This is a genomic window from Coleofasciculus chthonoplastes PCC 7420, assembly GCF_000155555.1.
Lineage (GTDB): Bacteria > Cyanobacteriota > Cyanobacteriia > Cyanobacteriales > Coleofasciculaceae > Coleofasciculus > Coleofasciculus chthonoplastes_A.
Window position 1 is genome coordinate 221112 of the sequence record NZ_DS989843.1, and the last position, 13564, is coordinate 234675.

Here is a 13564-nt window from a genome sequence, read left to right on the forward strand (position 1 = left end):
GATTACCAGGCAGTGGGGCTGTCTAAACCAGCTAGACTGAAACAATACCCGGAAGGTTTCTTAGACATCCGGAGTAATAGGATCAAGAAAAATAGTCATAATTTAATGATCTTGTACGATTGACGAGTAATCTATTCTAAACCATGATCCCGCATCCTGATTCTCTGCCAGACGATTCTCCTCAAACCACGCCGATTCCCGAAGAAAGCATCGGTCTGCTCCTGCAACGGGGCGGTGAAGAACTAGGATTACTAAAGGTGCGCGATCGCTTCACCCTTTGCTCCCCTGAAATCCCCATCGAGCAGCTAGAACAAGCCCTGAGTATCCACCACCAGCGTCAAATTCCCCGCACTCAGCTTGTGGAATTTACGGTTGACGCCGAACACCGGGATGAGACAATGCAAGTGGCACGCGATCGCGAAGATGTTGTCTTTGCTAGTCATGTTTACCAACTCAAGGACGATCCAGCGACCTTCATTTACCTGGGCGATCAACTAACGATTCAATTTAACCCCGACACCGATGACGCCACAATCTCCGCTATTGAGACCGAATTTTGCTTAAAATCAGTGCGATCGCTCATCGGTATTCCCAACACCTTTATCTTTCAACTCACCCCGAATTCCCCAGAGAATCCGCTAAAAATAGCCAATCGACTGATCACACGCCCCGAAGTCTTAACCGCAGAACCCCAGATCATTGTTCCCAAACAGCCGAGCTACCATCCCCAAGACCCCTTATACCCTCAACAGTGGTATCTAAATCACAGTGGTGGTTCAAATTTAGCCCCACGTTCTCATATTGACGTAGAAAAAGCCTGGGATATTACCCGGGGAAATCGCTCCATTGTCGTGGCAATAGCCGATGATGCCATTGATGTCAACCATCCCGATTTTCAAGGCACCGGAAAAATTGTCGCGCCCAAAGACTTTAAAGACAAAGACTTTATTCCTCTACCCAGTGGTTCTGGTGAAAGTCATGGCACCGCTTGTGCGGGGATTGCGGTGGCTGAAGAAAATGGTCAGGGTATTGTCGGTGTCGCACCTGGATGTGCGCTGATGCCCATTCGCACCAGTGGGTATCTGGATGATACAAGTATTGAAGAATTATTTGACTGGGCAATTGAAAATGACGCCAGCGTCGTTTCTTGTAGCTGGGGTGCGGCAACCGTTTACTTCCCCCTCTCCCTACGGCAACGGGCTGCCCTAACCCGTGCGGCGACTGAGGGACGCGGCGGGAAAGGCTGTGTGATCGTCTTTGCCGCCGGAAATGCCAATCGCCCCATCCATGGCACGATCTTTGAGCGCGGTTGGACAAATGAGTTACTACGTGGACCTACCAACTGGCTCAGTGGTTTCGCCGTACATCCAGATGTGATTGCGGTTTCGGCTTGCACCAGCCTGAGCAAAAAAGCGGCATACAGTAATTGGGGGACGAATGTCGCCGTTTGCGCCCCTAGCAACAATGCGCCGCCAGGAATGTGGTTTGAAAAAACAGGTTTTATTAGCACGGCTCCCCAAGTGAATGCCCCCACGCCGGGTAATGGTGTCTTTACTACCGACTTACTTGGCGTGGCTGGGTATGAAGTCGGTGATTTTGTGGGGAGTTTTGGTGGCACATCGAGCGCCTGTCCCGTTGTCGCGGGTGTTGCGGCGCTGGTTCTCTCCGCCAATCCTGATCTCACCGCTGCACAAGTCAAACGCATCCTGCAAGATACAGCCGACAAAATTGTAGACCGTGATGCGGATTCCCAGCTCGGTATGCGATTGGGTACTTATGATACGAATGGGTATTCCCAGTGGTTTGGTTATGGTAAGGTTAATGCTTTTAAAGCGGTACAAGATGCCCAAAAGCAACGAGTTCAAACGGCTAAAGTTGCCCAAGTTTTAAAACGACGCAATGATCACAACCTAGCTATTCCTGATAATAATTCCCGTGGTGTGACTAGCACGCTTCAAATTACTGAATCTGGTTTAGTGCAAGATATTCAGGTGACGGTGGACATTGAACATGACTTTTTGGGAGATTTAGAAGTGGAGTTGACATCACCCAAGGATCAGACTGTACTGTTACAAAGTCGTACATTGGGTGTCAATACTCAACTCCAATACACCTATTCGGTAGACAATACCCCTGCGCTCAAGTCGTTGCTGAATCAGGATAGTTTTGGTCATTGGCAGTTGAGGGTCATCGATTCTGTGCCGACGGATACAGGGAAACTTAAAAGCTGGGAATTAGTTATCGGAATTTGAATTTGTCATTTGTCATTTCTCATTCGTCCTTTGTCATTTATTAATCAGTAATCAGTTATCCAAGGAAAGATGATGTAGCTGGCACTACCGCATTTCCAGCAGTTTATGACATAAGATGCAATAACTGAATCGATATATTGAGCTTCAGGGAATAGTAGGCATCTACGTGAATGGGGTTATTTTTGCTACGGTAATGTGGCTATTCAGCCGAATGGTTATCGCGATCGCTATGTTGGTGATTGCGCCCTTATTGCCTGCGCCACCTGGGGGCATTCAACCGACAGTTAGTTGGGATGTATTTTTGGCGTGGGATAGTTATTTTTATCAGGCGATCGCTCTCTCCGGTTACGAGTATGCTAATGATGGTCAGGGACATAATGTGGCGTTCTTTCCCTTGTTTCCCTTATTGGTTCGGGCGGTAATGATTGGGGAATTGCCCTTTAACGTAGCGGGGACTATTGTCAATAATCTGGCATTTTGGGGGGCGCTCATTGTTCTCTATGCTTGGGTGCAAGAGAGTCATGGACAGAAGGTTGCCCGCTGGACAACAGCGGTTTTAGCCTGGTGTCCTTTTTCTCTATTTGGCACGGTAATTTATACGGAGGGGTTATTTCTGTTGTTGAGTACAGCCGCTTTGCGATCCTTTGACCGGAAACACTACGGTTGGTCAGCGTTATGGGGAGGATTAGCCAGTGCGACACGATTACCAGGAATCGCTCTATCTCCAGCATTTTGGCTGGTGGCTTGGCGAGAGAAAAGATCTGCGATCGCGTATTTTCCTAGTTTAGCCACCGCCGGGGGATTGGGACTTTATAGCCTTTACTGCGGAATTCGTTTTGGGGACATGCTTGCCTTTTTAAGGGTGCAACAAGCATGGCACCCTGAACAAGCGTTTTACGGACAGGGATGGTTGAAGATGTTGGTGCAAATTTCCGTCGGAACTGCCAACTGGAATCAGGGTTGGCTTCATGATCCGTGGCATCCATTGATTTTTGTTACGATTTGTGCATTAGGTTATTTATTATGGCGATCGCGTATTCTTGGGGAGAATTCACAGAGTCCTACTGAAGACTGTATTCCGCACTACACCCGACACCCGACACCCCCCATCCGACACCCTGTCTTACACACTCTTCAACCCTCCTGGCGATCGCACCTGAAACGGCTGTGTGTGGATAAAGGGTATGGCTTTTACCTTCTGGGAATTCTCCTGTGGCTTTTAGCCGGCGATCCGCTAATTAATATGATCATGGTTTGGGGGGGTGGTTATTTACTCGTGCAACAGCGAACAAAACTCAGACCTGTTACCGTCATCTATGGCTTGTGCAGCTTAGCCGTGATTTTAAGCCCAGGTCGCACCATTTCGGCTGAACGCCATGCTTATGGTATTGTATCCATTGCGATCGCCTTAGGTCTGTTGCTGGCTCGTTATCCCCGATGGGGATGGGCAACACTCCTATTTTTCACTCTAGTATTGCTCAGCTTCGCCGTTCGATTTTCCCAGCACCTTTGGGTGGCTTAGATTTTAGATTGGAAGAATGTCAGCCGGGTCGTGTATAAATGGTGTTATTATAATCAGCGAGGTTTATATTCGGCTGTATCGTTTGTTTTTATTTACGGACAGGCATGTCTCCGAATCATAAGTCTCTACATTCATTGATTTTGTGAGATACTCTATGTCGATTTACATTGGTAACCTGTCCTATGATGCTACGGAAGAAGACATCACCAGTATTTTTGCTGAATACGGGACAGTAAAGCGGGTTCAGTTACCCACGGATCGGGAAACAGGTCGGATGCGCGGCTTCGGTTTTGTGGAAATGGACTCAGAAGCTGAAGAATCTGCCGCTATTGATGCTCTAGACGGTGCTGAATGGATGGGTCGGGATTTGAAAGTGAATAAAGCTAAACCTCGTGAGCCTCGGGGTCAAGGAGGCGGTGGTCGTCGCGGCGGCGGCAACCGGGATGGATTCTCTCGACGTTACTAAACCAGAATAATGCGGGTGCAATCAGCTAATTCATGGTGGTGTTTCTCAATGTCTCCTAGATGCTGGACTATCGAGTCAACAACCCGTCGCTAAGTCTAAGTGTTGTAGCAAGAGCTTAAAAAAGTCTGTGTTGACCGGGCTAGGTTTTGCTAGCAGCCGTTATCGAGAAGTAGAGACGCGCCACGGCGCGTCTGTACGTACCTGGGAATGCGCTGGAATTGACCAGTTTAGCGGTAGTTCCAATCGGCGGAAACTGAACAGTTAAACTAAACAGGTAAAGAGCGGGTTAAGAAGCATGATATTGGGAAAGTAGCGCTCGGTAACAACTTCAAGGCTCACTTTCACCGGAATAATTCGAGTTTAAGTTTAGGCGCAAGCCAACCCATAAGCGTACAGGCTAAAAGCACCAGGAAAGCAACTGCACCGATGAAAGGCAATACAATATGCCTTCCCGTCGTTAACAAGTCTAAGGCAGTCGGGATTTTCCAATTTTCTTTGGCTCAATAGAAGCAATCGGTTTTGTCTTGCGTTCCTCTTCTACGTTCATATTTTAAATTCTACGTTCATAATCAATGACTGCCGCTTACGAGAGTTGAAGCGGCAGCTTGGAAGAATCAGATTCAAACTTGAAGATTGGAGTAGGAGTTTAGGCATTTCTGCTAGATGTTGTCAGGTATTGAGCAATTCACTCAAGCTAAGGAGGAAATAAAATGGCACAGGTGACTGTCGGTGAACATGAAGGGATCGAGTCAGCCCTCCGCCGATTTAAACAAGCTGTCTCCAAGGCGGGAATTTTTCCCGATATGAAGAAACATCGCCACTTTGAAACGCCGATTCAAAAACGTAAACGTAAAGCCATTGCTCGGCATAAGCAACTGCGGCGGCTTTCTCGCTATCGCAAAAAACGGTTTTAAGTGTTCACTCTTATGCAGTAATCATGACTCCAGAAGCTATACGTACAGTTTCTCAGCTAAGGCAAGAGTTCTACGATCGATTTGCCGCCAAGATGAACGTGCCAGTGAAGATTACAACCCGCAATTCATCAACGGGTAATCTGCCAATGGCATCTTGGATCGATGATCGGCAACGCATGAATTATTTGTGTATTTATGTTCACACAGCCCCTGATGAATTACTCCCAGAACGACCCTTTATTTTGCGTGTGTCTATTAATAAAGGAGCAGGTATTATTCAATCGAGGCTGTGGGGACGAGATTGCCGGGGAATTAATCAAAGCTGGCACTTTGACCTAACGCTATTACCTGAGGAAATTTTAGACTTTTGTACTTGGATCGTTAGGTTAATTAAATTTCATCGGCAAGGTGGTGTTCTGGATGTCCCTGAACCTCCTCATCCATTTGATTTTAAAATGTCTACTGGCAATTTGCTAGTTAATGAGGCTTGGACTCAGAAAGCTCGGCAAGAAATTAGAGTGGGTCATTAAAGGGAACGGGGAACGGGCAACAGGGAACAGTGCAAGTAGGGCTTTGGGTTTTAATTTGTGGATAAAAATAAGCTAAAAATAAAGTGATGCAGGAGAGGATCAGTTGGACAAGGAGCATCTATCCGCTGAAGCAAAGGCAATACGCGATCGCTTGTTTGGATGGGATAGTCCCACTCAAGCGCAACTCGAAGAAATTGCCACCGTTGAATACCTGTGGGGACGGCTGCTAGATACTATATTGGAAAGTTGTCCAGATAACCGAGAACGTGATCAGGCAATTGTCCACCTAGAGAGTGTGCGGGAATGGATGCGAAAGTCAATTATTCGGGGAGAGGACAGGAAGTAGGTGGAGAAATTCAAGTTAATGGCGAGGAGCGTCATACTTAAGGGAGCTTGATCTGAGGGTATTCATGGATGAAGCAACGCTGATAGGATAAAAAAGTTACCAAACTGCAACGATGTAGCCATTGGCGTTTATCGAGTCAACACAGGTTATCTTCTATGCCAACAACGACTGACTTTCTCACCTATACCCAATGGATAGGCATTCTCACCCTAGTTTTCGGAGTTCTTAGCCTCTTAGGTTTTATCTTTAAATGGGGCATCCGATTTCGGTTGGTGGGAATTACGGGCTTTATGGGGGTGCTGACGGGCGGCTTATTTGCCCTGAGTATCGTCCCGTTTAGCCGCACAGTGATTCCTGGTGCAGTCCACTTTACCTTAGTCTACGACAACGGAGGCAACCAAGCTGTTATCGCTTTGCCCACAACGATCAACGAATCTCAACTGGAAGCCAGTCTGCGCCAAGCCGCCAGCGACTTCTTTTCTTATGGGCGTTTGGGTGGAGAAAATAACCAACTGACAATTCGCGCCCGCACTGTGATCCACCCAGAACCCGGTGTATCTAAACCCCTAGTTGTAGGTAAAATCAGCCGCTCGCTGGCTGAACGTGATGATGAACAGATGACTATCAATATTTACAAAGAACGCTTGGCTCAATTACCAGACACCTCCACCTGACTTTTCAGGGGAAGTCTTGAAACCAAGTGGGTAGGGGAGATAGGGGAGATGAGGTAAGATAAAAATTCAATTAGCTGAATCCTCTGCTAAAAATGACTAACCCTGCTCCTCCCTCATTGCTGTCGCTCACAGTTGCCCCAGCGCAGGTGTTGCGCGGTGTCCCGGCATTAGCACAATCTGGAGATGCGATCGCGTCTTTGGGTCATCGTCCGCTGATTGTTGGCGGTAATCATACCTTGGCGACGTTATCACCGCAGCTACAGCCGATTTTGAAACAGCCGTCGTTAAACTGTGCTACGGCATCTTATAGTCCGGATTGCAGTGAAGTCTCCCTCGCATCCCTCAAAGAAGCAGCAACCTGCCATCAAGCCGACTTAATTATTGGTGTGGGGGGTGGCAAAGCCTTAGACACCGCTAAACTCCTAGCTCATCAATGTCACCTTCCGGTTGTGACAATTCCCACCTCTGCCGCTACTTGTGCCGCTTGGACAGCACTTTCTAATATTTACTCAAATGAAGGGGCTTTCCTGTACGATGTAAGTCTGAATCGTTGTCCAGATTTGCTGATTCTGGATTATAGCTTGATTGAAACTGCCCCCCAACGTACCTTAGTCGCTGGAATTGGAGACGCCTTAGCAAAATGGTATGAGGCATCCGTGAGTAGTGGGGATTCGGCTCAAACCTTAATTATTGCGGCGGTGCAACAGGCGAGGGTGTTACGGGATATCCTGTTTCAAAAGTCAGCAGACGCTCTAAAAACGCCAGGGAGCGAGGTTTGGCGAGAGGTGGTTGATGCTTCAGTTTTGCTGGCGGGTGTGATTGGTGGTTTAGGTGGGGCGCAGTGTCGTACTGTGGCGGCTCATGCGGTGCATAATGGTTTAACTCATCTTCCTGGTTCTCACAGCGCTTTACATGGGGAGAAAGTCGCTTATGGGATTCTGGTGCAATTGCGCTTAGAAGAAATGGTACAGGGAAATCAACTTGCCGCATCTGCACGACAACAGTTATTGAAGTTTTATCGCGAAATCGGTTTACCCCAAACTCTTGATGATTTGGGGTTAGGAAATATCACGTTGGCACAGTTGCGCCAGGGGGCAGATATTGCTTGTCAGCCGCAATCGGATATCCACAGATTACCGTTTGATGTGACACCCGAACAACTTATGGCGGCGATGGTTTCGACAACAACATTGGTGGAAAAAAATTGCAGTCCCGTTTTATCGACGGCGATGAATGAAAAATACGAATAACTGATATCTTGTATCGTTGTCAGTAAGCCCCAACACCCGCCAAGAACTCAAGTTCTTGGCTAAAAGCTTAAGTCGTCTAAAGACGACTCAAACTCTTACCCAGTAGGGTGGGTATTGCCCACTTTACCCCTATCTATTTTCTTTAAATCGCGATCGCACAGTTCTAGGTTGACCAGACTTCTATGGATCATAGCACCCACAACAAATTAGTTTCTTTCATTTGGTCGATTGCTGACGACTGCTTACGGGATGTGTTTGTCCGAGGGAAATATCGGGATGTGATTCTGCCGATGTTTGTCCTGCGGCGGTTGGATTGTCTCTTAGAAGAAACTAAGGATAAAGTAACCGAAGAAGTCCGCTTCCAGCGCGAGGATGTGGGGCTAACTGAACTTGATCCAGAGGGGTTGAGAGAGGCGTCGGATTATGTGTTCTACAACGTTTCTGACTGGACACTCAAGAAGTTAGTTTCTACGGCGGCGAATAACCGCCAAATTCTAGAGGAGAACTTTAAAGCCTATCTGAATGGGTTTAGTGAAAATGTCAAAGAAATCATCAATCGCTTTGACTTGCGAAGCCAAATTCGCAAAATGAGCCAGTCTGATGTGTTGTTAGATGTTCTAGAGAAATTTACCAGCCCAGAGATTAACCTGAGTCCCCATGAAATTACTACACCGGATGGGCGCAAGTTACCGGGGTTAAGTAATCTGGGGATGGGTTATGTTTTCGAGGAATTAATCCGCCGATTTAATGAGGAAAACAATGAAGAAGCGGGAGAACATTTCACCCCCCGCGAAGTTATTCACCTGATGACTCATCTGGTATTTTTGCCGATTAAAGACCGATTACCGCCTACCCTGTTGGGTTATGATGGGGCGTGCGGTTCCGGGGGAATGCTGACCGAATCTCAAAATTTTCTTCAAGATCCCAATGGGGAAATTGCGGCGGATACTCAAGTGTTTCTCTATGGGAAAGAGGTGAATGGGGAAACTTATGCGATTTGTAAATCGGATATGATGATTAAGGGGAATAACCCAGAAAATATCAAGTTTGGTTCCACGTTAGCAACTGATGAATTCTCCGACTTAAAGTTTGATTTTATGTTGGAGAATCCTCCCTATGGGAAATCCTGGAAGACGTCGCAGAAGTACATCATGGACGGGAAAAACGTCCTGGATTCCCGGTTTGAAGTTAAGCTCAAAAGCTTTCAAGGGGAATGGGAAACTATTGGCGCTGTGCCGCGCTCTTCTGATGGGCAATTATTGTTTCTCATGGATATGGTGAGCAAGATGAAACCCTTAGAGCAGAGTCCTTTAGGGTCGCGGATTGCGTCGGTGCATAATGGGTCAGCTTTGTTTACTGGGGATGCGGGGAGTGGGGAAAGTAATATTCGTCGCTACATTATTGAGAATGATTGGTTAGAGGCAATTATTCAGCTTCCCCAAAATATGTTCTACAATACGGGGATTTCTACTTATATTTACGGGATACGGAAAATGTGCCGTTGATGTATGGGAATTCGTCGTTGACTGAGGGAGGTGAGAAACAGCAGATTCATGAGTATTTTCTTGAGGAGGTGCGCCCCCATGTTGAGGATGCTTGGTTAGATTTGAGTAAGACTCAGATTGGTTATGAGATTAGTTTCAATAAGTATTTTTATAAGCATCAGCCGTTAAGGAGTTTGGAGGAAGTAACCCGCGATATTTTGGAATTGGAGCAGGAGACGGAAGGGTTGTTAAGGCAGTTAGTGAGTTTTGATTTGGGATAGATGCCTAGAGATATTTTCCATAATTTAGTTCGGGAGAGTTTAGAAAAAAGCGGAGGGGCTGTGAATGATTTGTTGGATGATTTTTAGGGAGTGTACGAAGTGGTGAGTTTTCCAAGGTATGAGCGTTACAAGGATAGTGGGGTTGAATGGTTGGGGCAGATTCCTGAGCATTGGGAAACTTTGCGAACTAAAAATATTTTCCGCTTAATTACGGAAGCTGCACCGAAAAATAACGATGAAGAATTACTTTCTGTTTACTCAGATATTGGAGTTAAACCAAGGCGAGAATTAGAAGAACGTGGTAATAAGGCTTCAACAACTGATGGTTATTGGATAGTAAAAAAAGGAGATGTTATCGTCAATAAACTCTTAGCTTGGATGGGTGCAATTGGAATCTCAGACTATGACGGAGTAACCAGCCCTGCTTACGATGTTTTAAGAGCGTATAAACCTATTGATAGTAAATATTATCATTACTTATTCCGTAGTCCTATTTGTTTGAGTAAGTTGAAACAACATTCGAGGGGTATTATGGAAATGCGCCTTCGTTTGTATTTTGATGAGTTTGGCAGAATTAGGCTACCTTATCCACCATTTGAGATACAAAAGCGGATTGTTGAATTTTTGGATAGGAAGTGTGGGGAGATAGAGGACGCGATCGCGCACAAAAAACGCCTCATAGAATTACTCGAAGAACAAAAGACAATCCTCATTAATCAAGCCGTCACCAAAGGCTTAGACCCCAACGCACCCATGAAAGATAGCGGGATTGAGTGGATCGGTGAGATTCCTACTCATTGGGAAGTAAAAAAACTTAAGAGAATTTCTCCCTGTATTACAGTTGGAATTGTTATAACACCTTCTAAATATTATGTTGAGGAAGGAGTAATTTGCTTACGTTCGCTAAATATTAAGCCTAACAAAATCCTAGTTAAAGATTCAGTATATATATCAGAAAGAAGCAATAAATATTTATCAAAATCGAAAATATTTGCAGGTGATATTGTATGTGTAAGAACCGGACAACCAGGTGTTTCAGCAGTGGTAGATAGAAGATTTGACGGAGCCAACTGTATTGATTTAATTATCATAAGAAAGCCAAAAAATGATTTGCCTAAATTTGTTAGCCTGGCGATGAATTCAGAAGTTTGCCGTTCACAATATTTGACTGGGGCTTCTGGAGCGATACAACAACACTTCAATATAGAAATGGCACAAAATCTAGTTATTGCTATCCCTCCATTACCAGAACAGATCAAAATATACAATCATATATCTAAAATCCAGAAAAATACTATGGATTTGATGAATTTTATAAAACGAGAAATTGATTTAATGAATGAACTAAAACAAATCCTTATAGCCGAAGCAGTAACCGGAAAAATAAAAATCTAAAATGGTTAACAAAACAATTAACCCCAAAATCCAAACCAAACAGCAAGAAATCATCAAAACTGCTGCAAAATATGGCGCATCTAACATTCGCATCTTTGGTTCTTATGCCAGAGGAGAAGAAACCCCAGATAGCGACCTAGACTTACTCATGGACATAGATGCAAATATCAGCTTACTAGACCGCATTGCCCTCATGCAAGAACTAGAAGACCTCCTTGGCATCAAAATCGACATCGCTAAACCAGAGAACCTACACGAACTCATCCGCGACAAAGTGCTAACTGAAGCAGTTCCCCTATGAAAAACGAACTCCTTTATCTGAGTAACATTTCTGAATGTATAGGAAACATTGAAACCTATACAAAAGAGGGGAAAACAGCATTCTTTCAAAACCGGATGATGCAGGATGCCGTAATTCGTAATCTAGAAATTATCGGAGAAGCAACTAAACGATTATCTCCTGAGATACGCAACCAATATCCCGATATTCCCTGGCGACAAATAGCAGGATTAAGAGATGTCCTAATCCATGATTATCTTCGAGTCGATTTAGAAGAAGTTTGGCGGATTGTAGAAATAAATTTACCCGACCTGAAAACCCGAATCAACCAAATTATTATAGATATTACTTAAAAAAGATGAACAACAGTAGCCCACCCACCTTTTCAACCTTACAACGATATACAGCCAATCTCACCTACGACGAACTATGCACAGACGATAAAACCCTAGATGCGGTCATTCATAACTTACTCATTATCGGAGAAGCAACTCAACAAATTCCTAATTCACTTCGGTTAAAATATTCACAAACAGCCGAAAATTTAGACCGCTAAAGTTCTAATCACTTAAACAACACCAAACCCTGTATATTCCCGCACAAAAGCAGGTTTCAACCCTAAAACGATATCCTCCCTAGCTACACCCCGTTTCAACAACTCCTCAGCCACCGAGAAATCAGTTGTATTTTGTTGAATCCAAACCTTTCCTTCCCTCACCTCTAGATGAATAACCACAGAATAGATTCTTTGCTGACCATTCCACCCTAAATGTAATAACAAATAACGTTCCGCTTCATGGTCAAAAACTGTTTCCGTTTCAATCGTTCCATTCACCGGAACAATCTCCCCTTGTTCTTTTAAAAAGCTACAAATAACCTGACGATATCGTTCTAATTTATCCATTGAGTAATCACCTCCTCCTCTGGGTCATACACAATCAACTTTAGCCCATATTGACGAATAATTGCCTTTGGTAACTCTCTTTGAAAGAAAGAATCGTAAGCATAAACCGGAACAGCTAGAAATAGGATGCGCTGAGGTTCATTCTTCTCTAAGACTAAACGATAATTGAGGAACTGCCCCAACGCCGTATGAAAATCAACAATAGCAGAATCATTGAGAAAACTTTTGATTTCTACTGCAATTTTCTCTCCATCCTTTTGCGCCCCCAAGACCCGTTCTGCTGCTAAATCAATCTGTACTTGGTCATACTCACCAAACTTCAGATTTAACGGGTCATGGGTAATTACCCATTTTTCTTTAATTAACCCCTGCTTGACTGCCTCATGGAATTTGTCTCTAGCTGCCATAATTCCATCAACTTGTGATTAAAATAATTATAAGCACAGATGATGAAAACATGGTCAGTCAAACCAACGAACAAGCCCTCGAAAACCTCATCGAAAACCACCTGCTGAACCATGCGGGCTACCACTCCGGCAACTCCAAAGACTTCGACACCGAATTTGCCATTGATAAACGTCAATTCTGGGAATTCCTAGAAACCACCCAAAGCAAAGAACTCGACAAACTGCGCGATAGCCCCGACTGGCAACGCCTCATCCTAGAACGACTCAACCGCAAAATCAAGAAAAACGGCGTTCTCTCCCTCCTCAAAAAAGGACTCGCCATCGATGACGCCAACCTCACCCTCTTCTATAGCCTCCCCTACAACGACCTAAACCCCCAAATCCAGGCAAACTTTGCCCAAAACCGCTTCTCCCTTACCCGCCAGCTTTACTTTTCCGCCAGCGACTCCAACCCCTCCATTGATTTAGCTTGTTTCGCCGGAAGCCCCACACCATACCTGTACTTCGACAGGCTCAGTAACAACTCAGGTTGGTGTGGGATGGATAGGCGGGTTGCTGTAGGAACGGAAGCAACCAATTAATCTGGCGAGTTTTGATTTTCAATGTATTTTTTTAATGCCGACACAGTTACTCCCCCGCAAGAAGCAATAAAGTAAGATCCATTCCACAGAACATCTTTGCGATAAAAGCGGTTAACCCTATCTTCAAACTCAGAACGTAATCTACGACTAGTAACGGTCTTGATGCTATTTACTAGCTTGCTCAGTTCAATTTTGGGGTGATATTGAAAGAGTAAATGGAAGTGGTTCTCTTCGCCATTAATTGGTGTATGCTAAAAGGATAACACCAATGTAAGGGA

Annotated in this window: 16 protein-coding genes and 2 pseudogenes; 15 read left to right on the forward strand and 3 right to left on the reverse strand. The window is 45.0% G+C overall.

Translation table 11 applies throughout. The features are described from left to right. The first annotated feature begins 143 nt into the window (after positions 1-143). The 14 genes and pseudogenes from MC7420_RS04890 (at position 144) to MC7420_RS04950 (ending at position 11950) form a co-directional block, all read left to right on the forward strand. Complete coding sequence (locus MC7420_RS04890) at positions 144-2252, forward strand: S8 family serine peptidase (protein ID WP_006098784.1); 2109 nt, start codon at positions 144-146, stop codon at positions 2250-2252. A gap of 166 nt (positions 2253-2418) precedes the next feature. Beyond that, on the forward strand, positions 2419-3774 hold the full coding sequence (locus tag MC7420_RS04895) for a mannosyltransferase family protein (RefSeq protein WP_006098991.1): 1356 nt from the start codon (positions 2419-2421) through the stop codon (positions 3772-3774). 154 nt (positions 3775-3928) lie between these two features. Next, a complete protein-coding gene (locus MC7420_RS04900) occupies positions 3929-4240 on the forward strand; it encodes an RNA recognition motif domain-containing protein (protein WP_006098827.1) in 312 nt (103 codons plus the stop codon). A gap of 710 nt (positions 4241-4950) precedes the next feature. After that, entirely contained in the window at positions 4951-5154 is a 204-nt protein-coding gene (rpsU, locus tag MC7420_RS04905) for a 30S ribosomal protein S21 (RefSeq protein WP_006099092.1), read from the forward strand. Positions 5155-5177: 23 nt separating this feature from the next. Beyond that, positions 5178-5684, forward strand: coding sequence for a hypothetical protein (locus MC7420_RS04910; RefSeq protein WP_006099034.1), 507 nt, complete (start codon positions 5178-5180; stop codon positions 5682-5684). Positions 5685-5787: 103 nt separating this feature from the next. Beyond that, positions 5788-6030, forward strand: coding sequence for a hypothetical protein (locus MC7420_RS04915; RefSeq protein WP_006099123.1), 243 nt, complete (start codon positions 5788-5790; stop codon positions 6028-6030). Between the two features lie 155 nt (positions 6031-6185). Next, positions 6186-6704: a Ycf51 family protein gene (locus MC7420_RS04920; RefSeq protein WP_006099025.1), complete on the forward strand. Its 519-nt coding sequence runs from the start codon at positions 6186-6188 to the stop codon at positions 6702-6704. A gap of 92 nt (positions 6705-6796) precedes the next feature. Beyond that, positions 6797-7954: an iron-containing alcohol dehydrogenase family protein gene (locus MC7420_RS04925; RefSeq protein ID WP_006098858.1), complete on the forward strand. Its 1158-nt coding sequence runs from the start codon at positions 6797-6799 to the stop codon at positions 7952-7954. Positions 7955-8136: 182 nt separating this feature from the next. Beyond that, positions 8137-9435: pseudogene (locus tag MC7420_RS04930) on the forward strand (type I restriction-modification system subunit M); the annotation flags it as partial. Between the two features lie 23 nt (positions 9436-9458). Beyond that, positions 9459-9719 carry a hypothetical protein gene (locus MC7420_RS44015; RefSeq protein WP_006099044.1) on the forward strand — a complete coding sequence of 87 codons (261 nt, stop codon included), beginning with the start codon at positions 9459-9461 and terminating at the stop codon, positions 9717-9719. A 90-nt stretch (positions 9720-9809) separates the two neighbouring features. Continuing rightward, positions 9810-11114 carry a restriction endonuclease subunit S gene (locus MC7420_RS04935; RefSeq protein ID WP_083798915.1) on the forward strand — a complete coding sequence of 435 codons (1305 nt, stop codon included), beginning with the start codon at positions 9810-9812 and terminating at the stop codon, positions 11112-11114. A gap of 1 nt (position 11115) precedes the next feature. Continuing rightward, complete coding sequence (locus tag MC7420_RS04940; protein WP_006098938.1) at positions 11116-11415, forward strand: nucleotidyltransferase family protein; 300 nt, start codon at positions 11116-11118, stop codon at positions 11413-11415. Further along, positions 11412-11747, forward strand: coding sequence for a HepT-like ribonuclease domain-containing protein (locus MC7420_RS04945; protein ID WP_006098891.1), 336 nt, complete (start codon positions 11412-11414; stop codon positions 11745-11747). Before MC7420_RS04940 ends, MC7420_RS04945 begins: the two co-directional genes overlap by 4 nt. A 5-nt stretch (positions 11748-11752) precedes the next feature. Then, entirely contained in the window at positions 11753-11950 is a 198-nt protein-coding gene (locus MC7420_RS04950) for a HepT-like ribonuclease domain-containing protein (RefSeq protein WP_006099103.1), read from the forward strand. Between the two features lie 12 nt (positions 11951-11962). Here MC7420_RS04950 and MC7420_RS04955 read toward each other — a convergent pair whose 3' ends face one another. Both MC7420_RS04955 and MC7420_RS04960 read right to left on the reverse strand, forming a co-directional pair. Beyond that, on the reverse strand, positions 11963-12298 hold the full coding sequence (locus MC7420_RS04955) for a XisI protein (protein ID WP_006098883.1): 336 nt from the start codon (positions 12296-12298) through the stop codon (positions 11963-11965). Beyond that, on the reverse strand, positions 12286-12705 hold the full coding sequence (locus tag MC7420_RS04960; RefSeq protein ID WP_044205142.1) for a XisH family protein: 420 nt from the start codon (positions 12703-12705) through the stop codon (positions 12286-12288). The genes MC7420_RS04955 and MC7420_RS04960 overlap by 13 nt, the downstream gene beginning before the upstream one ends. Positions 12706-12755: 50 nt before the next feature. Between MC7420_RS04960 and MC7420_RS04965 the strand changes: the two genes are divergently transcribed. Further along, a complete protein-coding gene (locus tag MC7420_RS04965; RefSeq protein ID WP_006098859.1) occupies positions 12756-13286 on the forward strand; it encodes a hypothetical protein in 531 nt (176 codons plus the stop codon). Here MC7420_RS04965 and tnpA read toward each other — a convergent pair. Further along, positions 13283-13525: pseudogene (gene tnpA, locus MC7420_RS36550) on the reverse strand (IS200/IS605 family transposase); the annotation flags it as partial. The gene MC7420_RS04965 and the pseudogene tnpA sit on opposite strands and share 4 nt — an antisense overlap. Positions 13526-13564: the final 39 nt, after the last annotated feature.